We start from the raw sequence: 22,907 nt of genomic DNA on the forward strand, positions 1-22,907 counted from the left end.
TCGGCCTGAACGGCGTTCCCTGTCCAGAATATGCGAATCAGTTGCGTTGAGCATACTCAGTATGCATACTCAGTATCCATGTCGATCAGACACGGACTGCTCGCGTTGCTGAGCAGGGGGCCGCGTTACGGCTACCAGCTCCGGGTGGAATTCGAGGCGTCGACGGGGGCGACCTGGCCGCTCAATATCGGCCAGGTCTACACGACGCTCGCCCGGATGGAACGTGACGGCCTCGTCGAGCCCGGAGGGGCCGACGAACAGGGGAGGGCCGTCTACACGGTCACCGAGGCCGGTCGGGCCGAACTGGGGCGATGGTTCAGCACCCCCGTCGACCAGACCGACCGGCCTCGGGACGAACTGGTCATCAAACTCGCCATGGCCGTCGCCGCCGGGGACGTCGACGTGCCAGCGGTGATCCTGGCCCAGCGCACCGCCACCATGCGCGCGCTGCAGGAGCTGACCAAGGCGAAACGGGCGAACACCGAAGGGCTCGCGCAGCGGCTCGTCCTCGATTCATTGATCTTTCAGGCCGAGGCGGAACAGCGCTGGCTGGACCACTGCGAGGCCGTACTCAAGGAGAAGAACACATGACTGTGCTGAGACTGGACGAGGTGACGCGCGTGCACGGTCAGGTGCACGCGCTCAAAGGGGTGAGCCTCGAGGTCTCCAGCGGCGAGCTGGTCGCCGTCATGGGCCCGTCGGGCTCCGGCAAGTCGACCCTGCTCAACTTAGCGGGCGGCCTCGACCGGCCGACCTCGGGCAGCGTGACGATCGAGGGCACGGACCTGGCCGGCGTGACGGACCTGGCGGCGCTGCGGCGCGGCAGCGTCGGGTACGTCTTCCAGGACCTGAACCTGATCCCGTCACTCACGGCCGCCGAGAACGTGATGCTGCCGAGGGAGCTCGACGGCGTCCGCTCCCGGCAGGCCCGTGAGGAGGCGCTGGCCGTACTGGCCTCGGTGGGGGTGGACCATGTCGCCGACCGCTTTCCCGGGGAGCTGTCCGGCGGGCAGCGGCAGCGCGTGGCGATCGCCAGGGCGCTGGTCGGCGAGCGGCGTCTGGTGCTGGCCGACGAGCCCACGGGGGCGCTCGACACGGCGAGCGGCGACGAAATCCTGCGACTGCTGCGGGAGCGCTGCGACGAGGGCGCGGCGGTGCTGCTGGTCACCCACGAGCCCCGCTACGCCGGATGGGCCGACCGCGTGGTGTTCCTGCGCGACGGGGAGATCGCCGACTCGACGGCCGTACCTCTGGAGAGCGCCCGATGAGCGCGTTCGCCGCCGCGCTGCGGATCTCCCGCAGGGACGCGCTGCGGTTCAAGGGACGTACGGCGCTGATCATGGTGATGATCGGCCTGCCGGTGCTGCTCATCACCGGCGTGCTCACGGGGTACGCCACCCTCGACGTGAACGAGCGGGAGGGGCTGACCGCCCTGCTGGGCGGGGCGGACGCGCGGATCGCCACGACGCACTTTCGCGCGCCGATCGAGCAGGATGTCTTAGGCCGGGGCGTGACCAACGGGCCGGAAAAGGATTCCACGGCCGCGCCGTGGAAGCAGGCCGAGGCGGCCGAGCTGGTCGGCGGCCGGATGATCCCGTACGACAGGGGCAGTGTGCTGTTCGCGGGCACGGACGGCTACGAGATGGTGTCCGCCAGTGAGGTGGACCTGCGGGATCCGATGACGCGGGGGCTGCGGCGCCTGACGGAGGGCAGGTTCCCGGCCGCTCCCGACGAGGTCGTGGTGACACCCGCGGTCTTGGAGATGGGGGTCAAGGCCGGCGACACGGTCGCCGTGACCCGGGCGAACAAGCGGGTGCGCGTGGTCGGCGTGATCGAGTACCCGAACAGACCGGGCATGACGGAGTTCGTCGGATTGCAGGGCGTGCTTCTGCTGGACAAGAGCGACGGCAGCGGCACCGGCTGGCTCGTGGACACCGCCGCGCCGTTCGACTGGTCGCGGGTGCGGGCGCTGAACGCCCACGGGCTGATGGTCGAGTCGAGGGCCGTCATCGAGAATCCGCCCGCCGCGGCTCGCCGCCTGATCGCCTCGGACGGTGACCTGCCGATCAAGATCGCACTCGCTGTCGTCTTCATCGTCATGGAGACGGCGCTGCTGGCCGGGCCCGCGTTCGCCGTGGGACTGCGGCGGCGACGCCGGGAGCTGGCCGTGATCGCGGCACAGGGCGGTTCGGGCGCGCACCTGCGGGCCATCGTGCTCGCCGACGGGCTGGTGCTCGGCGGTGCGGCGGCGCTGGCCGGGACGGTCCTCGGCGTCGGAGGCGCCTTGGCGACGGTGCGGTGGGCCGGGCAGCTGCTCGGGTCGCTCGGCCCGTTCGAGGTGCCGTGGGCGAGTATCGCGGGCGTCGCCGTGCTGGGCGTGGTCAGCGGGCTGATCGCCGCCCTGGTGCCCGCCGTGCAGGCCGCGCGGCAGAGCCCCGCCCAGGTGCTGGCGGGCCGTGAAGGCGAGCTCCGCGACCGTGCGGGCCGTCCGGTGCTCGGTCTGCTGCTGGTGGTGGCCGGGCTGGTCCTGGTCTGGCTGGTCCTGGTCCGGCTGAGCACGCGCGGCGAGGAGTTTCCGCTCGTCGCGGCCTTGGGGCTGGTCGTGCTGGGGCTGGTCGCGTTGATGCCATGGCTGGTGCGCCGGACGAGCCGCTTCGCCGCCCGGCTGCCGCTTCCGCTTCGCCTGTCGGTCCGTGACGCCTCGCGCCACCGCTCCCGTACGGCCTCCGCGACGTCCGCCGTCATGGCGGCCACCACGGCGGCGGTCGCGTTCGGCATCGGGCTCGCCAGCTCAGACGCGGCCTACAACGCCGCCTACCACCCCTACGCTCCGACGGGCAGCATCAAGATCGAAGCCGAGAACCTGGACGACAGCGGCTGGGCCAGGCTGCGGGCGGCGGCCGAGCGCGAGCTGCCGAAGACGCGGTTGATTCCAGGCCCGGTTCCCATGGACTCTCAGGGCAAACGGGGGTGGATCGACATCGAGCGCCGCTGCGCTGGGCAGTGCGAGGACTCCTTTTACGGAGGTGAGCTTCCGGTCGGCGACGTGCGGCTGCTGGCGTTCATCCAGGGACGTCAGGATCCGCAGGCCGCCGCGGCCCTGACCGCGGGCAAGATCGTGGTGTTCGATCCGGAGCTGATCAAGGACGGCCTGGCCACCCTGAAGTTCTACACGTCGACTGGCGAGATCAGCCGCAAGCAGGTTCCCGCCGTGCTGGCGAGTGCCGCCGACTCGCGGGTCAGCGGCGGGGTCGTTCCACCGGCCGTCCTGCGGCCCGTTGGGCTGCAGGTGAAGGAGCGGCGGCTGTACGCCATGGAGCCGTCGGCCGATCAGGAGCGCCTGAGGAAGCATTTCTCAGTGGTCGGAGACCGGATCGACGTCTACTTCGAGTACCCCAGGGACGGCGAGCTCGCGGGGGTCCTCTGGATCCTGCTGGGCGCCGCCATGGTGCTGGTGCTCGGCGGCACGTTCGCGGCCACCGGGCTCGCCGCGGCCGACATGCGCCACGACCTGAACACCATGTCGGCGGTCGGCGCACCGCCGCGCGTCCGGCGACTGGTGGTGGCCGGTCAGGCGGGTTACATAGCCGGGCTGGGCGCGCTGGTCGGCGTCGTGACCGGGGTCGTGGGCGGAATCGCGCTGTCGTGGCCGATGAGCCGCCATAACGGGGTCCAGGGGGCGGATTGGTTCAATCCCGGACCCACGACGATCTCCATCCCTTGGCTGTTCCTCGTCGCGTTCGCGGTGGGATTGCCGCTGCTGGCGGCGCTGGTGGCCTGGGCGTTCGCCAGGACGCGGCTGGAGCTGACCCGCCGCCTGGCGTAAGCCGTACCCGCGTGTTCGTGACCGCGGTCCGCTCGATGCGGGCCGCGGTCATGCGCGTCCGTGGCCCGGTGTCAGCCGGGCCACGGGTCGGGCCGGTTTCGGCCGCGCCAAAGGTCGAGCCGGTTTCGGGCCGCCGGGGGTTCGGGCCGCCAGGGTCGTGGCTAGTCGATCACGTCGGCGCAGACCACGTGGGCGCCGATCTCGATCATCCGGCGTTCGCTGCGCGAGTCCGCCACCCGGGCCATCAGGATGGGCGCCCCGCTCGCCGCGAACTGCGGCAGCCGGGCGCGGGCCCCACGGTGCAGGTCACGGACCACGTCCTCGGCGGCCGACATGTGCACCTTCACGTGCAGCATGATCCCCGGGGCCCCCGAGGCGGTGCGCGCCTCGGAGATCCAGACGTGGTGCACGAGCGGGTAGTCCATGAGCAGGTTCCCGATGGCCCGCCGCAGGGCGGGCAGGATCGGGTGCGTGCACCGGCGGTAGCCGGGGTCGACCTGCTGCATGGGCCCCGACAGGTGCGGTCGCGGCGCCGGGATCCACGGCAGCGCGGGCGCGTCCCGCGAGGGCGGCGCCACCTGGGCGAGCGCGGCTCCCCGTGACACCGTGGCCATCGCGCCCGTCGCGTACGCGGCGGGGACGGCTCCCGACAGCACTGGATGAGGCCCCGATCGCGTCGAGGCGAGGAAGCGCTGGAGGTCGTCGATGGGCACGGCCGCCGCCGCGGGCCCCGCCGCGTCGATCACGATCTCCCGCACACCCGTGACGCGCTGGATGTCGAGGATCGTGTCCGGATCGCAGGCGGAGAGGGAGTGACTGCCGCGGTGCCGGGCGTACGTAGCCGCGCCCGTGTATCCGAGCAGCACTCTGTCGCCGGCCTGGGTCGTACCCAGGACGACTGATCGGTCTGGTCGCACTGCCACCAGAACCCCACCATCAGCGAGCGCCGCCAGCAGGCGATGTGGATTGCCATGCTGGGCGAGCACGTCGGCAAGCGCAGGATTCCCGATGCTCATATGACGAACCATAGGTAGTCGGTCACGGCTTATCAGGCTAATAGCCAAGAAATCCCCCGATCAAGACAAAGATGGGAGCAGTGTGGATGAGTTTGCGGGAGCCGGGGTACGGAGGCGCTGTCTCAGATCCTGGGTCACTCGTGAACACGTTCACAAGCGCGGATAGACTCGGGGGGTCCGAGGGGCCCTCTGAGGTGTCCCTCAACGCCCGCCCGCATGCCCCTAAGGATTCACTTCCATGAGCAAGCCCGTCGTACTGGTCGCAGAGGAGCTGTCCGAGGCAGGCCTCGCCGTACTCGCCAACGATTTCGAGGTCCGCCACACCGACGGCGCCGACCGCTCGCAGCTGCTGCCCGCGCTCGCCGACGTGGACGCGCTCATCGTCCGCTCCGCCACGCAGGTCGACGCCGAGGCCATCGCCGCGGCGCCGAAGCTGCGCGTGGTCGCGCGGGCCGGCGTCGGGCTCGACAACGTCGACGTCGAGGCGGCCACCAAGGCCGGTGTGATGGTGGTCAACGCCCCGACCTCCAACATCACCAGCGCCGCCGAGCAGACCGTCGCGCTCATCCTGGCCAGCGCCCGCAACACGGCCCAGGCGCACGCCGCGCTGAAGAACGGCGAGTGGAAGCGGTCCAAGTACACCGGTGTCGAGCTCGACGAGAAGGTCGTCGGCATCCTCGGCCTGGGCAAGATCGGTCAGCTCGTGGCGCAGCGCCTGCAGCCGTTCGGCGTCGAGCTGATCGCCTATGACCCCTACCTGCCGCCGGCCCGCGCCGACCAGATGGGCGTCAAGCTGGTCAGCCTCGAAGAGGTCATCAAGCAGGCCGACTTCATCACCGTGCACCTGCCCAAGTCCAAGGAGACGCTCGGGCTGATCGGTGACAAGGAGCTGCACGAGGTCAAGCCGTCGGTGCGGATCGTCAACGTGGCCCGCGGCGGCATCGTCGACGAGGCCGCGCTCTACTCGGCGATCAAGGAGGGCCGCGTCGCCGGGGCGGGCATCGACGTGTTCTCCAAGGAGCCCTGCACCGACAGCCCGCTGTTCGAGCTCGACCAGGTCGTCGTCACGCCGCACCTGGGCGCCTCCACGCATGAGGCTCAGGAGAAGGCCGGCACCCAGGTCGCGCGGAGCGTCAAGCTCGCCCTCGCCGGTGAGTTCGTGCCCGACGCGGTCAACGTCCAGGGCGGAGCCGTCGCCGAGGACGTCAAGCCGGGCCTGCCGCTGGCCGAGAAGCTGGGCCGCGTCTTCACCGCGCTGGCGGGCGAGGTCGCCACGAAGCTCGACGTCGAGGTGCGCGGCGAGATCGCCTCGCAGGACGTCCGGGTGATCGAGCTGGCCGCGCTCAAGGGCATCTTCGCCGACGTGGTCGAGGACTCGGTCACGTACGTGAACGCGCCGCTCCTGGCCAAGGACCGCGGGATCTCCGTCAACCTGGTGACCAGCTCCGACAGCCCCGACTGGCGCAACGTGGTCACCGTGCGCGGCGTGCTCGCCGACGGCCGCCGTGTCTCGGTCTCGGGCACGCTGTCGGGCCCGCGCCAGATCACGAAGATCGTCGAGGTCAACGGCTACGAGATGGAGATCGAGCCGACCGCGCACCTGTCGTTCTTCACCTACACCGACCGGCCCGGCATCGTCGGCGTCGTCGGCCGCCTGCTCGGCGAGCACGGCGTCAACATCGCCTCGATGCAGGTGGCCCGTGACGCCAAGGGTGGCAAGGCGCTGATCGCGCTGACGGTCGACTCCGCCATCCCGGCCGACGTGGTCGAGCAGATCGGCACCGAGATCGGTGCCGAGAGTGGCCGCTCGGTCGACCTGGAGGACTGACCCCTTCTTCAGAGCGTTCCAGGATCAACGGCTGTCGCGTCCGCGGCAGCCGTTTTTCTGTCTCAGGATGCGAGATAGTAGGACGTCCAACGAGACAGCCAAACTACCGCCAGGTATTCTTTCGGAAGATGCGCCAGGTTCTCGTACTTATTACCTGCCGCGGCGGGGCCTGTTAGGGCAGGTCGACGACCCGCCGTGGTGTGCGGCGTTGCGTCGACCGGTAAGCCCCATCGTCCGGTCCGCGATCCGGACCCCACGAGCTCAGGCCCGGTCGGATTCGTGACCGGAGTCCGACCGCACAGCACACGACGCCCCGCGAAATGAGATGAGACACACATGTACGAGATGTATGCCTGGAACTCCACCGACGAGACCGCTGACGAGGCGACCGAGGCCCTGCAGACCGCCCTGGACCGCAGGGACAATGGCGGCGCCCCGCAGAACACCAGCCGCTAGCCTCTCCAGCTCCGGCCGGAAGCCCTCAGCACTCCGGCCGGTTGCCCTCAGAACGCCAGCCGGTAGAAGGCCGCCATCCTCCTGAATCCGGGCACGACCTTGGCGAGCCCGACCGAGATCCGGTGCGACGCCGACAGACGGCCGTAGCCGGGCAGGTCGAAGGCGCTCATCGCGGTGACGAGGCGGAGCTTCGGACTGATCGACAGCAGGTCGGCCGGGCCGTCCATGCCCCAGTGCATCGTGGCCTCGGCCTTCCTGACCGGTTTGTTGAGCTTCTGCAGGCGCAGGCCGAAAGGGCTCAGCGCGTCGAAGACGAACTGGCCGCTGGGGAACCGATCGACGATCGCCCTGATCAGCGCGCGGCCCTCCGCCGGGTCGAGGTAGTAGAACAGGCCCTCGGCGATGACCAGCACCGGCTTGCCCGCGGGCACCTGGTCCAGCCAGCCGAGGTCGGTGACCGAGGTGCCGATCGTCCGGCGCTCCTCCGGATACAGCCGCCGCCGTAGGTCGATGACGTCTGGATAGTCCACGTCGTACCAGTCGACGCTCGGCGGCGGGTCCAGGCGGTGGGCCCGCGTGTCGAGACCGCAGCCCAGGTGCAGCACGGTCGCCTCGGCGTGCCGGGCGAGGAACTCCCTGGCCCAGCCGTCCAGGAAGCGGGCCCGGATCGCGACCGAGCCGGCCATGCGCTGGTCCATGCCGGTGTCGCTGAAGTCGTGGTCGATGCGCTCGACGGTCGCGGCCGCCAGGCGGTCGCCGAGTATGGGATGCGGTGAGCGGGCGTCCAGTGCCCTGCCGTACAGGGTGGCGAGGAGCGTGGCCTTCTCGGCGGCCAGTCGCACCTTTTCGGGAGCCATGCCGTCGAAGCTACACCTGTTTCACAAATTCATGAAGCCTGTGAAGCGGCGTGGGCGAGGGCCAGCGCGCCGAGCAGCGGGGCGTCGTCGGCGAACCGCGCCGGGCGTACCTCGGGCGGGAAGGGTACGGCCCGTCGCAGCTCGGCTGTCAGACGGGGCATGATCAGGTCGGCCGCGCCCATCATGCCGCCGCCGACCACCAGGCACTCGGGGTCGAAGGTCGCGCACAGGTTCGCCGCGTTCATGGCCAGCAGCCCGAGCGCCTCGTCCACCAGCTCCGCGACCGCCGAGCCGGGGGCCGAGGCGGACAGGGCGAACAGGTCGGCCGCCGTGGTCTCGCGGCCCAGCAGGGCCGTGCCCCGGGCCGCGAGCGCGCCGCCCGAGACCCGCTCCTCCAGGGGAACGTGCCCGTCGGCGAAGGCGGGCTCGCCCGGAACGGCCTGCAGGTAGCCGATCTCGCCGGCCGCGCCGTGCGCCCCGGACACCACCTGACCGTTCACCACCAGCGCGGCCGCCAGCCCGGTGCCCAGGTTCAGGTAGACGCCCGCCGACACGCCGCGCAGCGCTCCCCAGCGCAGCTCGGCCGCGGCAGCCGCCTTCACGTCGTTGTCGATCGCCACCGGGATCGCGCCGTACTCCTCCCGCAGCAGCCGGGGCAGCTCCAGCCCCTCCCAGCCGGGCACATTGGGGGCCAGCCATATCCGGCCGTCGCGGATGACGCCGCAGGTCGAGAAGCCCACGGCGGCCGGCGCGCCATCCAGGTCCCGGGCCGCCGCCAGGGCCCGTTCCAGGGTGCCGGCGCCGGTGTCGAGCCGGATCCGCTCGACGATCTCCGGTCCGTCGGCGCTGGACACGCCGACGGCGACCTTCGTGCCGCCCACATCGATGCCCAGCACGCGGCTCACTGGGCGGCTCCCCGGCGGGCCAGCGAGTCGATCGCCACGGCCAGGGCCAGCACCGCGGCCGTCACCATGAAGCGTACGGAGGAGTCGACGCTGAGCAGGTACATGCCGCTGGTGATCGACTGGATCACCAGCACCCCGAGTAGCGCGTCATAGGCCCGCCCCCGGCCGCCGAACAGCGAGGTGCCCCCGATGACCGCCGCGGCGATCGCCATGAGCAGGATGTCGCTGCCACCCGACTGCTGGTTGACCGCCGACAGCCGGCTGGCCGCCAGGATGCCCCCGGCCGCCGCCAGCGTGGAGGCCAGCATGAACGCCAGGATCCTGATGCGCGTCACGTTGATCCCGGCCCGCCTGGCCGCCTCCGCGTTGCCCCCGACGGCGTACACATGCCTGCCGAACGCGGTATGCCTGAGCACGAGATCGAACACCACCACCAGCGCGCCGAAGATGATCAGCAGCAGCGGCACGCCCCGGTCGGCCGACATGATGACCACGCCCGCCGCGAGCAGGACGGCCAGGCCGCCCGTTCTGACCAGCAGCCACCACAGCGGGGTGACGGGCAGTCCGGCGGCCAGCCTGAGACGCCGGGTGAGCAGCGCCGCGCCGCCCGAGACGAGCACCAGGGTCGCCACCAGCAGCCACGACAGCCAGGACGGCAGCCAGGTGTCGCTCAGCTTCGAGATGAACCCGGTGAACGGCAGGTTGATCGTGCCGCCCTGCCGCAGCAGGAACAGCAGCAGCCCGAGCCAGCCCATCAGCCCGGCCAGCGTGACCACGAACGACGGCATCCGCAGCTTGGTGAACATCAGCCCGTGGATCAGCCCGATCCCCGCCCCCGCGGCGAGGGCGATCAGGATGGCCGCCAGCGGGTTCCAGCCCTGCTTGACGTGCATGATGGTCATGATCGTCGCGCACAGGCCGCTGACCGAGCCGGCCGACAGGTCGATCTCGCCGAGCAGCAGCACCATGATGATGCCCAGCGAGATCGTGCCGGTCGCGGCCATCTGCAGGGCCAGGTTCGTGAGGTTCTCCGGCGCCAGGAAGCGGTCGTTGAGCGCGCTGAAGACGATCGCGATCGCCACCAGCCCGCCGACGACCGGCCACGCGCCGACGTCGCCCTGTCTCAGCCGCTCGACGGCGACCTTCGGTGTGTACGGCTTGCGCGCCAGCGTGTCGGTCATCGCCCTGCCCCCGTGATCGCGGCCACGATCTCCTCCTGCGTGGTGTCGGCCGTACCGAAGTCGCCGGCGTTGCGTCCCAGACGCAGCACCACCACGCGGTCGCTCACCTCCCGGACGTCGGCCAGGTTGTGCGAGATGACCAGGACCGCGAGCCCGCGGTCGCGCAGCCGTCCGATCAGCGCGAGCACCTGGGCGGTCTGCTCCACGCCCAGCGCGGCGGTGGGCTCGTCCAGGATGACCAAGCGCGGCTCGCCGATCAGCGCCCTGGCGATCGCCACCGACTGGCGCTGACCGCCCGACAGCATGGCGACGGGCACCCGGATGTCTCTGATGCGTACATCGAGCTGCTGGAGCAGATCACGGGTGGCGCGTTCCATCGCGATGTGGCGCAGCAGCGACCAGCGGCGGCGTTCCGTACCGAGGAACAGGTTGGCCACCACGTCCAGGTTCTCGCAGAGCGCGAGGTCCTGGTAGACGGTCGAGACGCCGAGCGCCTGCGCGTCGTGCGGGTTGGCGATTTTGACCGGCGTGCCGTCGAGCGTGATCGTGCCCTCGTCGGGGACGACCACCCCCGAGATGGCCTTGACCAGCGTGGACTTGCCCGCGCCGTTGTCGCCCATGAGGGCGGTGACCTCGCCGGGGCGCAGGTGGAGGCTGGCGCCGTCGAGCGCCTGGACCGCGCCGTAGCGCTTGGAGATGCCTGTCGCGGAGAGCACTACTGGATGCCCGCCTTTGCGCAGGCCGCCTTGACCTCGGCGGTGCAGATCTGGTCGGCCGTGTAGAACTTGTCCTTCACGATGGTGTCCTTGACCTTGTCCGCGGTGACGGCGATGGGGTCGAGGAGGAAGGCGGGGATGTCCACGGTGCCGTTGTTGACCTTGCTGGTCGCGGCGGGCTGCTCGCCCTTGGCCACGGCCACGGCCAGCTCGGCGGACTTCTCCGCCTCAGCCCTGATGTCCAGATATATGGTCATGTACTGCTCGCCGGTGAGGATGCGCTGCACGGCGGCCAGCTCGGCGTCCTGTCCGGTGATCGGCGGCAGCTGCTTGTAGCCCGCGCGCTTCATGGCCGCGATGGCGCCGCCCGCCATGCCGTCGTTGGCCGACAGCACGCCCACGATGTTGTCCCGGCCGATGGCGGTGATCGCCTGCTCCATCTGCTGCTGGGCCTTGTCGGGACTCCAGTCGGGCGTGTCGAACTCCCTGCCGACCTTGACCTTGCCGTCCAGGACGCTCTTGGCGCCCTTCTTGTAGTCGGCCGAGCTGGGGTCGGTCGGGGCGCCGTGGATCTCCACGATCTGTCCCTTGGCCGTCGTGCCCTTGGCGTTCATCGCGTCGAGCAGGGCCTGGCCCTGCATCTCGCCGACACGGACGTTGTTGAACGAGACGTAGTACGCGTAGTCGATGCCGGAGATCAGCCGGTCGTAGGCGATCACCGGGATCTTCTTCTGCTTGGCCTGGTTGACCAGCGGCGCCACCGCGTTGGCGTCGACGGCGTCCAGCACCAGGACGTTCGCGCCCTGGGTGAGGGCCGCCTCGACCTGTTGCTGCTGCTTGGCCGCGTCCTGCTCGGCGTTGCTGTAGAGGATCTTGCAGTCGGCGCAGAGCGACTTCACCTTCGCCTCGAACAGCGGGCGGTCGAACGCCTCATACCGCGTGGTCTTGGACTCGGGCAGGAAGAGGGCGATCGTCTTGGATGCCGCCCCGGCGCTCGCGCTCGCGCTCGCCGTGCTGCCGCCGGTGCCGGCGGAGTTTCCGCAGGCGGCGGCGGTCAGCAAGAGCGCTGCGGCCGGAATCAGTCGCCATGCTCGGTCCATCGCACATCGTCCTCTCGAGTGGCCCCGCCCGGCTGTTCGTTGTTTGGTAAGAAAGCTAATTTACTACCAGGGTGGTTGGCTAGAGTTTGGCGCGAGGAGGGCTGAAGATGCGAGGTGGGCTGGGAAATCCGCGGCTGCTGCGGGTGCTGAACGAGCGTCGGCTGCTCGACCAGCTCCACGCGAACGGCCCGGCGTCACGGGCGGATCTGGCCAAGATCACCGGACTGTCGAAGCCGACGGTCTCGGCGGCGCTCGCCGGGCTGGAGGAAGACGGGCTGGTGCACCTGGTCGGCGAGGTGTCGGGCCGGCCGGGCCCGGTGACCTCGCTCTACGACATGAACGCGGCCTCCACCCACGTGGCGGGCATCGACATCGGCCGCGACTGGATCCGCGTCGCCGTGGCCGACCTGCGCGGCACGTTCGCGGGCCGGACCGACGGGCGCAACACCGCCCGCGACTCGGCCGAGCTCGCGGTCCTCGTAGGCGACCTCTGCCGCGCCGCGGCCAGGGAGGCCGAGCTCGACTGGTCGGTGATCGCCTGCGCGGTGGTCGGCTCGCCCGGCGTCTACGACCCGGCCCAGGGCCGCCTGGACTTCGCGCCCAACCTGCCGGGCCCGCCCGACCTGGCGGGTCGCCTCCGGTCGGCGCTCGACGTAGAGCTGACCATCGAGAACGACATCAACCTGGCGGCGGTCGGCGAGCACACGTACGGGGAGGGGCGCGGCAAGGCCAACTTCGCCCTGGTCTCCATCGGTACGGGCGTCGGGATGGGCATCGTCATCAACGGCGAGCTCTATGTCGGAGCCAGGGGAGCGGCGGGAGAGGTTTCGTACGTCCCCACGGACTCGCCCCCTTACGTCCCACCCTTTACGGACGACGCCCTGGCCCACGGTGCCACGGAGACGGTGACCTCGGCCCCCGGCGTGGTCCGCGCGGCCAGAGCGGCCGGGCTGGACCTCGAGACGGCCAAGGAGGTCTTCGCGGTGGCGGCGGCCGGTGATCCGGCGGCCCGCTCAGTGGTGGAGGCCGAAGGGCGGCGCATCGGCGGTCTCCTGGTGGCGGTGGCGGCGGTCCTGGATCCGGAGGTCATCGTCCTGAGCGGCGGAGTGGGCCGCAACCTGGACCTGCTGGGCGCGGCGATAGAGGATCGGATAGCTGAGCTGGGCCCCCTGCGGCCGATGGTGGTCGCCAGCGCTTTGGGGGACAGCGGAGTATTGCTGGGCGCGGTCGCCCATGCCCGAACCAGGGCATGGGACCTGATCTTCGACGCCAGACAGGGCTGAAAGGTCTTGTCCAAGACGTGAGATGTCGTGCTCGTCAGTCGAGACAAGCAGGTAAGGTACGCACATGGAGTCGCGGAATATTCGCCTGGCCGTCATCCCCGGAGACGGCATCGGCGCCGAGGTCGTCGCCGAAGGGCTGAAGGTCCTGGAGGCCGTCGGGACCAAGATCGAGGCCACCCACTACGACCTGGGTGCCGCCCGCTATCACCGTACCGGTGAGACGCTGCCCGACGCCGTGCTCGAAGAGCTGCGCGGCTATGACGCGATTCTGCTCGGCGCCGTGGGCGATCCCAGCGTGCCGCCCGGCATCCTGGAGCGCGACCTGCTGCTCCGCCTCCGCTTCGTCTTCGACCACTACGTCAACCTGCGCCCGGTCAAGCTGTTCCCCGGCGTCGAGACCCGGCTGGCCGACACCCCCACCGAGAACATCGACATGGTCGTCGTCCGCGAGGGCACCGAGGGCCTCTACGCGGGCACCGGTGGCGTGATGCGCCGTGGCACACCTTACGAGATCGCCACCCAGGAGTCGCTCAACACCGCCTACGGCGTGGAGCGGGTCGTCCGCTACGCGTTCGAGAAGGCCAAGTCCCGCCCGCGCAAGAAGCTGACGCTCGTCCACAAGACCAACGTCCTGACCTACGCCGGCGACCTCTGGCAGCGCACGGTCAACCGCGTGGGGGAGGAATACCCCGAGGTCACCACCGACTACTGCCACATCGACGCGGCCTCGATGTTCTTCGTGAGCCAGCCCGAGCGGTTCGACGTGATCGTCACCGACAACCTCTTCGGCGACATCATCACCGACCTCGGCGCGGCGATCGCGGGCGGCATCGGCCTGGCGGCCAGCGGCAACATCAACCCGGAGCGCACCGCTCCCAGCATGTTCGAGCCGGTGCACGGCAGCGCCCCCGACATCGCCGGGCAGGGCAAGGCCGACCCGACCGCCACGATCCTGTCGGTCGCCATGCTCCTGGAGCACCTCGGTCTGTCCGCCGAGGCGGCCAGGGTCGAGCAGGCCGTCGCCGACGACATCGTCGAGCGCCTGGCCGGCTGGGCCGGCCGCACCACAAACGAGATCGGTGACGACATCACCGCGCGAGTATCGAGCTAGGGCCGCCCAGCTCCCCAAGCGCCTGGCGGTCCACATGAGGACCGCCAGGCGCTTTTTCACGTCTAAACGGCCAAAGCACCCCATTAGCCACTTGCAATCCCAAATAGCGAGACACTAGGAAGTACAGGCCTGCTCATAGCAGTGACTGTCCCGAACCGTAAAGTTTGTCCAGGACCGTAGAGAGAAGGACCTCCGTCATGACCATCGCTCAGAAGCTCAGCTTCGACGTGCAGCTATCCGACCACGCTCGCACTGCGGCCGAGCGGGAGCAGGTACTGGCGAACCCCGGGTTCGGGCAGACCTTCACCGACCACATGGTCTCGATCGACTACACCGAGGGCGAGGGCTGGCACGACGCCCGGCTTGAGCCGTACGGGCCGCTGTCGCTCGACCCGGCCACCTCGGTGTTCCACTACGCGCAGGAGCTGTTCGAGGGGCTCAAGGCGTACCGCCAGGCCAACGGCTCGATCGCGACCTTCCGCCCGTACGCCAACGCGGCCCGCTTCAACACCTCGGCCGAGCGCATGGCGATGCCGACGCTTCCGGAAGAGGTGTTCGTCGAGTCGCTCGAACTCCTCGTCCAGACCGACAAGGACTGGGTCCCCACGACCGAGGGCCACAGCCTCTACCTGCGCCCGTTCATCATCGCGACCCAGGTCGGCCTCGGCGTCAACTACCCGTCCCGCACCTACCGGTACATGGTCATCGCCTCCCCGGCGGCCTCCTACTTCACCGGCGGCGTCAAGCCCGTCTCCGTCTGGCTCTCCACCGAGTACACCCGCGCCGCCCCCGGCGGCACCGGCTTCGCCAAGTGCGGCGGCAACTACGCGGCCGCCTTCGTCGCCCAGCGGCAGGCCGTCGAGCAGGGCTGCGACCAGGTGGTGTGGCTGGACGCGCACGAGCACCGGTACGTGGAGGAGATGGGCGGGATGAACCTGTTCTTCGTCTTCGGCGACAAACTGGTCACCCCCGCGCTGACCGGCACCCTGCTGCCCGGCATCACCCGCGACTCCATCCTGTCCCTGGCTGCCGACCTGGGCCTGGAGGCGTCGGAACGCCTCATCTCGACGGAGGAGTGGCAGGCCGGCTGCGAGTCGGGCGAACTCACGGAGGTGTTCGCCTGCGGGACGGCGGCAGTGGTGACCCCGGTGGGCTCGGTCAAGGGCACGGACCGCGCGTGGACCGTGGGCGACGGCAACCCTGGGGAAGTGACGATGCGCATCCGGGAGGAACTGGTGGGCATCCAGTACGGCTCCCGCCCCGACACCCACAGCTGGGTCCACAAGATCAGCTAACACGCCTCCACCGGGCATCTTTCGCCACCCACCCGTGTGGTTGGCCGTCTGATGCCCACCCTTCTACAACGGGCCTCCGCTTCGCTCCGGACGTTCTCCCAGGCGGGCTACCGCCCGCCCCCTGGAGGACCTCGCTCCGCTCGGACAGCCTTGCCAGCGCTTCGCCGGGTTGGCCGGTTGGAACGCGTGAGATGCCTGGCCGGAGGCCCATGGCACGGTGAAGCCTCGCCGATCAGAAGACTTCTCCGGGGGTCGCTCTGCTCGCTGGAGGCTTGATCCTCGCGTTTGTGCAGCTAAGAGGCTGTTAGAGAAGGCAGTAGCGACTTGCGGTGCAGCGACCTCGCTGCGTGTCGGGAGCGAGGCGCGGGAACAACAGTGATGTCGCAGGCATGGTGGTCACATTGAGGCGGTCTCGGTTGTGATGAAGTCGACATAACCGAGGCGCCCTCAGAGCTCGAGGCATGCGACCTGGCGTCCCATCTTGTCATTGCGGGCGGCGTAGTCCGTCCAGTACGAGGGTGATGAGATCGTCGGCCTCGGCCCGCCAGTCGGGGCGGTCATGGGCCGCACCGATGCCGTGCAGCGCCATCATCACGGCACCGGCGTCCACGTCGTCGCGAACGGCGCTGTCTCGCACGGCGGCGGCTACCAGGTCGGTGACAGCCTGCTCCAGCGCCCGGCTGCCCTCGGCGAGGGCACCCGAGCGATCGGCCCATAGCGTGGCCAGCGTCCGGGCCAGGCCCTCGTGGGCATCGATGTGGTCGACCATGCCGCGTAGGAACGTTGCCAACGCCTCCGCTGCGGGCAGCGTGGCCTGTAGCTGGCGGGCGCGGTCGCACAGCGCGGCGACTTCCCCGTGGTAGACCGCCTCGGCCAGCGCCTCCCGGGTGGGGAAGTGGCGGTACAGCGTGCCCGTGCCCACCCCGGCCAGGCGAGCGAAGTCGTCGAAGCGCAGGTCGAAGAAGCCTCCGGCGTCGAAGACCTCTCGCGCCTTGGCGATCAGGACATCGCGGTTGCGTCGGGCGTCGGCCCGCAGCGGCTTGTCGGCGGTCATGCGCTACCTCGCGTTGACAAATGGAGATGACCTCCATATTTTGAAAAGTGGAGATGACCTCCAAATCGATCGTACCCCACGAGGTGCAGCGTGAAGATCCTGATGTTCGGCCGAGGCGTGATCGCCACCATCTATGGCTGGGCCCTGGAACGGGCCGGGCATGAGATCGAGTTCTACGTCCGGCCGGGCCGCGCGGCGACGTACGGGGAAGCGATCGACCTCGACCTGTTCGATACGCGGCGCCGGGTGTGGGGGCAGCGCGTCGTCGAGCAGTGGCCGGTGCGCTACCGCGAGGCGCTGGAGCCGGATCACGACTTCGACCTGATCGTGCTCAGCGTGCCGCACCACCGCCTCGCGGAGGCGACGGCCTTCCTGGCCCCGCGGGTCGGCCAGGCCACGGTGCTGGTCTTCGGCAACATCTGGACCGAGCCGCCGGCCGCGATCGGCGCACTCCCCGTCGACCGGATCGCCTGGGGCTTTCCCCAGGCCGGTGGCGGTTTCGGCGCGGACGGCGTGCTCCGTGGGGGGATGCTGCCGTCGGCCATCTTCGGCACCCTCGGCCAGCCCCCGACCGACCGGGAGCGGGCCGTGCGCCAGGCGTTTCGCGAGGCCGGGTTCCGGCCTAAGGAGCGGCCTGACTTCCGCGGCTGGCTGTGGGTCCATTTCGTGTCGGATGCCGGCCTGTTCTCGCAGGGCTTGAGGCTGGGTTCCCTGTCCAAGCTGGCCGGGTCGACGAGCGACTTCCGCGAGGCACTGCTGACTGGCCGCGAGCTGCTGCCCCTCCTCAAGGCGCGCGGCATCGACCTGCGACGTCACCGGGGCGGTGTGCTGCTGTTCCGGGCGCCCACCTGGCTGATGGCGCCCGTGCTCGCCTGGCTGACTGCTCATGTCACGCCGCTGCGCGTGAATTTCGAGGCGCACTCCCACCCCGACGCCGAGGAGCCGCGTGAGATCTGCCGAGACACCCTCGCGGAAGCACGACGGCTGGGCATTGCGGTACCACGACTGGAAGCGGCGGAACCGAACTTTGCCCGTGAGGGGACGGGCCGAGTCTGAATTTACCGATGTTGTCGGTCCCGGTGGTCCATTGCGGCTCCTTGGTCCGCCGCATCCCAGAGCCAAACTCGGACTTACCGTCGATCAACTGCCGTTCACACACGGCTTTCGGTGTCCAGCCTCTATCGCCTGTCCGTGACGTCGTGGAAGGAAAAAGCCATGACTACCGCCGAGAAGCACGAGTTCCCCATGGCCCGTACGTGCCCGTTCGCGCCGCCGCCAGCGTACGAAGAGATCCGCGAAGAAGAGCCGGTCTCGCGGGTTCGTCTGTCCGACGGCGGGTGGGCCTGGGTGGTCAGCCGCCACGAAGACGTGCGAACCGTGTTGAACGACCGGCGGTTCAGCGCCGACCGGCAGCATCCGGACTTCCCGCATCTGGTCAAGGGCGAGGCGGCGTCCCGGCGGCCGGACGAGGAGCGCCTCCTGATCGCGATGGACGCGCCCGAGCATGGGCCGGCGCGCAAGGCCGTACTCGGCGAGTTCACGGTGCGCCGGTTGGAGGCGCTGCGGCCGCGGATCCAGGAGATCGTCGACGGGCAGATCGACGTGCTGCTGGCCGGGCCGCAGCCCGGTGACCTGGTGGACTCGCTGTCACTGCCGGTCCCGTCGCTGGTGATCTGCGAGATGCTGGGTGTGCCCTACGCCGACCATGAGTTCTTCCAGGAGCACACGGTGAAGGTGATCAAGCAGTCGACGCCACCCGAGGAGCGGTGGGCGGCCATGGGGGCCATCCAGGGCTACATGGCCGACCTCGTCGCGGAAAAGGAAAAGAACCCGCCGGACGACCTGCTCGGGCGGCAAATCGTCAAGCTGCGCGCGGACGGCACCTACCGGCGGACGGCACTAACCGGCATGGGCGTCCTGCTGCTCTTGGCCCTGCTGCTGGACGCCCGCGGTGTGGTGGCCGAGGTGGAGTTCGGCGGCCGGCACGACGAAGGCATGCAGTCGTGGCAGGGGAAGTTCGAGGCGGCCCATACGTCTACAGATATCAACTCATCGACCAGCGCGTATTGGACGTATCAACCCTGGTCCTCCTAGCGTTCGTCGGGTGACGGAGCGACGCGCGATCCTCAGCGGATCGACCTTCGGGGAACAGCCTTTTGAGGAACAGATCGGGTACGCCAGGGCCTTGGGCGGCCGCGTGCACGTGTCGGGGATCACCGGTTCGACTACTCGACAAGGATGACCTCGGCCATGATCAGGGAACTCCACGTGAACGAGGAGTTCGAGCAGGTCGAGGAGCTGTTCGAGCGGATCTGGGGGTTCGAGCCGGACACCCGGCCGCCGCTCACCGCCGGGCTGATGCGGGCGCTGACCCACGTGGGCAACTACGTCTCCGGCGCCTTCGACGGCGACCGGATGGTCGGGGCGGCGGTGGGTTTCTTCGGGCAGGACTCAACCCTGCACTCGAATACCACGGGCGCGGTGGCGGGACAGGGCATCGGCTTCGAGCTGAAGCTGCACCAGCGGCTGTGGGCGCTGGACCGCGGGCTCTCCCGGATCACCTGGACCTACGACCCGCTGGTCCGCCGCAACGCGCACTTCAACCTGGCCAAGCTGGGCGCGCGGCCAGCGGAGTACCTGCCGAACTTCTACGGCGTGATGGCCGACGCCATCAACCAGGACGACGAGTCCGACCGGATCCTGGCTGTGTGGCCGCTGACCGATCCACTGGTCGAGGCGGCGGTCCGGCGGGTGCCGTACCTGCCGGCGGTGCCGGAGGACGCCGTGGTCGGGCTGGGCGACGACGGCGACCGCCCGGTCGAGGGCCGTGCCGACGGGCGCGTGGTGCTCGTCGCCGTCCCCGAGGACATCGAGCGGCTGCGCGCGGTAGACACCAGCGCCGCCAAGGCGTGGCGGCACGCCGTGCGCGACGTGCTGGGCGGCCTCATGGAGGAGGGCGCCACGGTGACCGGCTTCCATCGCAAGACCTACTACGTGGTGGAGAGGCACACCTGAAGATCAGAGGGCCTCCGCTCCGCTCCGCTCCGGATTGGGCTACCGGCCGCCCCCTGAAGGATTTCGCTCCGCTCGGACAGCCCTCCCGGCGCTTCGCCGGGGTTGGCCGGACGGAATGCGCGAGATACCTGGCCGGAGGCCCATGACTCGGTGAAGCCGGACCTACCGTGCCTCGCCGCACAGCAGTGCGGCCCACACGTCGTGGGCCTCGCGTAGCGGCCAGCGAAAGGTCTCCTTGATCTCACGCTGGAGCTCGCATTGGAGCGTTCGGCGGATGAAGGATTGGCCGCCGGCCTGGCACAACTCGTAGAACGTCGCGCGGCATTCACAGGTCCAGGCCAGGACGCGGACCCGGCTCACCCCGCAGAACGGCGGGTGCCAGACCAACCGCATGTGGTCTTGTTGCGGCAGAGGCAGGTGCGGACTCAGGCATGCTGAGTCGATCACGATGAGTGGCCCATCAACAGCGCGGACAGTGGATGATTCTGGCGGAGGTCTTTGTAGCGAAGAGCGACGCGACGAGCAGTGGTTACCGGGTCGTCGACCGGAGTCAGCGCGTAGACCCATCGCCCACTGCGCGCAGATTTCCGCCCAGACCACCAGCGGTAGCACCAGCCGTCGGTCCAGACCACCAGATCGACCCATACGGACACCAGAGCAAGCCCGTGTCCTTCCTGGACATCGGTTCGGATTCCCAGTGCCGCCAATTCGTCGCTCAATCGCTTGGCGGCGCGCGACGGCGTGGCCGATGATTTCCCGTGTGCGTTTATGGGAGCGAATCCCATGGAGTCCGGGTGCATGCTGCAACGCTACGAGCAGGTCAAATAGGCTCGGAAGTGCGATTTCGTGGCACTTCCTGATGGCCTCCAGCGGAAGTGACACGAGCGGTGTCATAACTCAGTATTCAAGTCGCACAAAGTCCGCAAGATCGCGCATTTTATTGGTGAGAGTGCGCCGCCTACCGATGATTCCCTTCAGGATGTCTCTGGCATAGCTCTGGTTCGTCATCCACTCCGGGGCATCGTGCCGAACACCCTGCAAGATCTCAAAGGCCTCACTCTGCCGATGCATGCGGCGGTGTGCCTCGGCCACGTCGAGGAGATGCCGGTTCCGGTTGTTCGAGGTGGGACGCAGGTCGGTGAGGGGGATCGTCTGGGAGAGCTGGAGGACCTTGTCCGGCCGGTCCTCGATCATGGCGTTCTCCACCTGCTTCATCGCGACGGTCACTGGCCCAAAGGTGCGAAGGAAGTCATCGCCCGGCGTCAGGTCACGGCCCATGGCCACGGCCGCGGTGCGCGCGAGGCGGATCGTGTCGTCCGCCTCCCCGGGCCGGTTGTCGCGGATGGCAGCGGCAGAGGCCCGCAGCAGCAGCCAGCCCCAGGCGGACAACTGGTGCGGGGTCGCGCGGGAGATGCGAGGTTCCACGTCATCGGACCAGCGCGTCGCCATCTGGCAGGCTTCGTCGAGGCGGCCCTGACGCAGAAGAAGCCAGCAATGCGTGCTGATCGTCGCCGCCGCGTCCAGGGAGTCGTTCATGTCGTCCATGGCCCGGGACAGTGCGAACTCTGCCTGGTCGAACTGGCGTGTCTGCGTCATCAGCCAGCCGACGAGGTGTAGCAACCTGCCTCGTACGTGACGGTGTGACAGGTCCACCTCTACCAGCGCGTCCGCGTCCCTGATCATCACGGGCAGCATGGCGGCGATCTGCGAGTAGCGGTCCTGTTTCCACAGCGGCATGGACGCTTCCAGGGCGTCGCCCAGGCCCTCTCGCGTCGGCGCCTCTGTGGGCTGACCGTCGAGTCTGTGGAGTGCCCGCCGTACCGGCGCCCACAGGTCGAGTGTCTCTTCGTGCGCCGACTCGGCGTCCAGTCGGGTCATGAGTGACGTCGTCGGCACCTTGAGGGCCACCGCGACCTTGCGCAGCGTCTCCAGTCGCACGTCTTTTCGTGCGTCCTGTTCCAGCTTGCGAATAAGCGAGGCGGATACGCCGGCGAGGTCGGCCAGGCACTGCTGCGTCAAGCCCCGGCGCTTCCGAACGCTGCGAATGCGTGCGCCCATCGTGGCCATGAATCCATGCTAGGGACAGGCCGCCGAGCGGTGGGCCGACAGTGACAACGAGATGCCGGATGTAAAGCCGGGCGACGTGCTGCCGCGGGGTGTCCGGGGACTGGCCGCTCAACATCCGTCCTCAGCCCGCCCAGGTCACTGCTGTGGAGTACGACGCACTCCCGGAGGAGATCGCCCAAGCCATCGAGATCGCCGACGGCTACGTGGCCCACTGCCCGACACCTGCGCCAGATCATCAGACCGCCGGTCGGCGGCTCGCCAACATGCAAGTGGACCTCGCCGTCGATCACTCTCAGCCGTTCATACCTCGACCAGGCCCTCAGGCGCTCTGGCGGCCGTCACGTCCGTCGTCTCAGACGCCTGTCGTGGCCCGTGATCTGTCGGTTTTTCGCCCCGTCAAATGTCGGTTGGCCGTCCGCAGTCTGTCGGTTTTTTAGACCGTCAAATGTCGGTTGGGCTTCACGCTGATGTCGATCGTCGCAGGTCGGAGCTGCCAAGCCTGAGTTGGTCACACGCCGGGTGACCGGCCATGCCGAGGGGTTCCTCGGTGCCTTCAGGATCGTGATCGTCAATGGACCGAGGCCCGCGCGGGGACGCTCAACGTCTTGCGCGGGCTTGGCCGATCGTCACGGCATATCCAGCAGCGGCTAGAACGAGGTCGTGTGGTGGCGGGCCCGGAACTTCGCCAAGAGTTCGTCGGTCACCTCCGCGCCGCCCGCCACGGCCGCATGCACCTCACGGAAGTAGCCCTCGTACCCGGCCGGGGTGTAAAGGCACAATGCCTGGACCGGCTCGGTGCCGGCGTTGCGGAAGCCATGCGGGGTGCCGCGCGGCGCGGCGAGCAGGTGTCCGGGGCCGACCGTCACCTCCCCGTCGCCGTGGTGCAGGGTCAGGTCGCCCCGCAGGACGTAGAAATACTCGTCGTGCTCTTCATGTACGTGCGGGCGGGCCCCCATCGCGCCTCCCGCCAGGGTGAACTCCTCGAACGCGAAGCGGCCGCCCGTGTGCTCACCCGTCAGCCGGAAGAAGTGCGCCACTCCAGCCACGTCGATCAGCTCGCCGTCCTCGGGGCGGCGTAGTAGAGGGCGCGGCCCCGGCATCTGCTTATCGATCATCTCAGCATTATCGGCTGATGGCATCGGAGCGGCCCGCACGCGCCGATGAGTTTCGGGTGGGGGAGTGGTCTCACTCTCGAAG

General features: G+C 69.2%; 21 protein-coding genes. 10 read left to right on the forward strand and 11 right to left on the reverse strand.

What is annotated here, in order from left to right:
• Positions 1-78 precede the first annotated feature (78 nt).
• The 3 genes from AB0C30_RS28850 to AB0C30_RS28860 are packed head-to-tail and all read left to right on the forward strand — an operon-like array spanning position 79 to position 3,826.
• A complete protein-coding gene (locus tag AB0C30_RS28850; RefSeq protein WP_357950251.1) occupies positions 79-591 on the forward strand; it encodes a PadR family transcriptional regulator in 513 nt (170 codons plus the stop codon).
• Positions 588-1,268, forward strand: coding sequence for an ABC transporter ATP-binding protein (locus AB0C30_RS28855; RefSeq protein ID WP_357950254.1), 681 nt, complete (start codon positions 588-590; stop codon positions 1,266-1,268). The genes AB0C30_RS28850 and AB0C30_RS28855 overlap by 4 nt, the downstream gene beginning before the upstream one ends.
• A complete protein-coding gene (locus AB0C30_RS28860; protein ID WP_357950257.1) occupies positions 1,265-3,826 on the forward strand; it encodes an FtsX-like permease family protein in 2,562 nt (853 codons plus the stop codon). The genes AB0C30_RS28855 and AB0C30_RS28860 overlap by 4 nt, the downstream gene beginning before the upstream one ends.
• 161 nt (positions 3,827-3,987) lie before the next feature.
• Here the strand turns inward: AB0C30_RS28860 and AB0C30_RS28865 are convergent, their stop codons facing one another.
• The gene (locus tag AB0C30_RS28865; RefSeq protein WP_357950260.1) at positions 3,988-4,842 is read right to left on the reverse strand and encodes a hypothetical protein; all 855 of its coding nucleotides are present in this window, start codon (positions 4,840-4,842) and stop codon (positions 3,988-3,990) included.
• 238 nt (positions 4,843-5,080) lie between these two features.
• Here AB0C30_RS28865 and serA point away from each other — a divergent pair, with 238 nt between their 5' ends.
• Positions 5,081-6,670 carry a phosphoglycerate dehydrogenase gene (gene serA, locus AB0C30_RS28870; protein WP_357950263.1) on the forward strand — a complete coding sequence of 530 codons (1,590 nt, stop codon included), beginning with the start codon at positions 5,081-5,083 and terminating at the stop codon, positions 6,668-6,670.
• Between the two features lie 503 nt (positions 6,671-7,173).
• On the opposite strand, the gene AB0C30_RS28875 is transcribed toward serA, so the two are convergent.
• From AB0C30_RS28875 to AB0C30_RS28895, 5 genes are read right to left on the reverse strand one after another with little or no spacing between them, the layout of a single operon-like run.
• Positions 7,174-7,983: a class I SAM-dependent methyltransferase gene (locus AB0C30_RS28875; protein WP_357950265.1), complete on the reverse strand. Its 810-nt coding sequence runs from the start codon at positions 7,981-7,983 to the stop codon at positions 7,174-7,176.
• Positions 7,984-8,012: 29 nt separating this feature from the next.
• On the reverse strand, positions 8,013-8,888 hold the full coding sequence (locus tag AB0C30_RS28880) for an ROK family protein (protein ID WP_357950268.1): 876 nt from the start codon (positions 8,886-8,888) through the stop codon (positions 8,013-8,015).
• A complete protein-coding gene (locus tag AB0C30_RS28885; protein WP_357950271.1) occupies positions 8,885-10,069 on the reverse strand; it encodes a sugar ABC transporter permease in 1,185 nt (394 codons plus the stop codon). Before AB0C30_RS28885 ends, AB0C30_RS28880 begins: the two co-directional genes overlap by 4 nt.
• Positions 10,066-10,785: an ATP-binding cassette domain-containing protein gene (locus AB0C30_RS28890; protein WP_357950274.1), complete on the reverse strand. Its 720-nt coding sequence runs from the start codon at positions 10,783-10,785 to the stop codon at positions 10,066-10,068. Before AB0C30_RS28890 ends, AB0C30_RS28885 begins: the two co-directional genes overlap by 4 nt.
• Entirely contained in the window at positions 10,785-11,885 is a 1,101-nt protein-coding gene (locus AB0C30_RS28895) for a sugar ABC transporter substrate-binding protein (RefSeq protein WP_357950277.1), read from the reverse strand. Before AB0C30_RS28895 ends, AB0C30_RS28890 begins: the two co-directional genes overlap by 1 nt.
• 107 nt (positions 11,886-11,992) lie before the next feature.
• Here AB0C30_RS28895 and AB0C30_RS28900 point away from each other — a divergent pair, with 107 nt between their 5' ends.
• The 3 genes from AB0C30_RS28900 (at position 11,993) to AB0C30_RS28910 (ending at position 15,574) form a co-directional block, all read left to right on the forward strand.
• Positions 11,993-13,168 (forward strand): ROK family transcriptional regulator, encoded by a 1,176-nt coding sequence (locus tag AB0C30_RS28900; protein ID WP_357950280.1) that lies wholly within the window; start codon positions 11,993-11,995, stop codon positions 13,166-13,168.
• A gap of 64 nt (positions 13,169-13,232) precedes the next feature.
• On the forward strand, positions 13,233-14,279 hold the full coding sequence (locus tag AB0C30_RS28905) for a 3-isopropylmalate dehydrogenase (protein WP_357950283.1): 1,047 nt from the start codon (positions 13,233-13,235) through the stop codon (positions 14,277-14,279).
• 197 nt (positions 14,280-14,476) lie between these two features.
• Entirely contained in the window at positions 14,477-15,574 is a 1,098-nt protein-coding gene (locus tag AB0C30_RS28910) for a branched-chain amino acid aminotransferase (RefSeq protein ID WP_357950286.1), read from the forward strand.
• Positions 15,575-16,058: 484 nt separating this feature from the next.
• Here the strand turns inward: AB0C30_RS28910 and AB0C30_RS28915 are convergent, their stop codons facing one another.
• On the reverse strand, positions 16,059-16,628 hold the full coding sequence (locus tag AB0C30_RS28915; protein WP_357950289.1) for a TetR/AcrR family transcriptional regulator: 570 nt from the start codon (positions 16,626-16,628) through the stop codon (positions 16,059-16,061).
• A gap of 90 nt (positions 16,629-16,718) precedes the next feature.
• Here AB0C30_RS28915 and AB0C30_RS28920 point away from each other — a divergent pair, with 90 nt between their 5' ends.
• The 3 genes from AB0C30_RS28920 (at position 16,719) to AB0C30_RS28930 (ending at position 19,643) form a co-directional block, all read left to right on the forward strand.
• On the forward strand, positions 16,719-17,684 hold the full coding sequence (locus AB0C30_RS28920) for a 2-dehydropantoate 2-reductase N-terminal domain-containing protein (RefSeq protein ID WP_357950292.1): 966 nt from the start codon (positions 16,719-16,721) through the stop codon (positions 17,682-17,684).
• A gap of 159 nt (positions 17,685-17,843) precedes the next feature.
• Entirely contained in the window at positions 17,844-18,722 is an 879-nt protein-coding gene (locus AB0C30_RS28925) for a hypothetical protein (RefSeq protein ID WP_357950295.1), read from the forward strand.
• Between the two features lie 156 nt (positions 18,723-18,878).
• Positions 18,879-19,643 (forward strand): GNAT family N-acetyltransferase, encoded by a 765-nt coding sequence (locus tag AB0C30_RS28930; RefSeq protein WP_357950298.1) that lies wholly within the window; start codon positions 18,879-18,881, stop codon positions 19,641-19,643.
• 162 nt (positions 19,644-19,805) lie between these two features.
• On the opposite strand, the gene AB0C30_RS28935 is transcribed toward AB0C30_RS28930, so the two are convergent.
• The 4 genes from AB0C30_RS28935 to AB0C30_RS28950 all read right to left on the reverse strand — a co-directional run bounded on the left by AB0C30_RS28935 (position 19,806) and on the right by AB0C30_RS28950 (position 22,825).
• Positions 19,806-20,036, reverse strand: coding sequence for a hypothetical protein (locus AB0C30_RS28935; RefSeq protein WP_357950301.1), 231 nt, complete (start codon positions 20,034-20,036; stop codon positions 19,806-19,808).
• Between the two features lie 50 nt (positions 20,037-20,086).
• A complete protein-coding gene (locus tag AB0C30_RS28940) occupies positions 20,087-20,443 on the reverse strand; it encodes a hypothetical protein (protein ID WP_357950303.1) in 357 nt (118 codons plus the stop codon).
• Positions 20,444-20,540: 97 nt separating this feature from the next.
• Complete coding sequence (locus AB0C30_RS28945; protein WP_357950306.1) at positions 20,541-21,710, reverse strand: helix-turn-helix domain-containing protein; 1,170 nt, start codon at positions 21,708-21,710, stop codon at positions 20,541-20,543.
• Between the two features lie 647 nt (positions 21,711-22,357).
• Positions 22,358-22,825 carry a cupin domain-containing protein gene (locus AB0C30_RS28950; RefSeq protein ID WP_357950309.1) on the reverse strand — a complete coding sequence of 156 codons (468 nt, stop codon included), beginning with the start codon at positions 22,823-22,825 and terminating at the stop codon, positions 22,358-22,360.
• Positions 22,826-22,907 lie beyond the last annotated feature (82 nt).

The organism is Nonomuraea sp. NPDC048901 (assembly GCF_040649695.1).
Taxonomy (GTDB): Bacteria; Actinomycetota; Actinomycetes; order Streptosporangiales; family Streptosporangiaceae; genus Nonomuraea.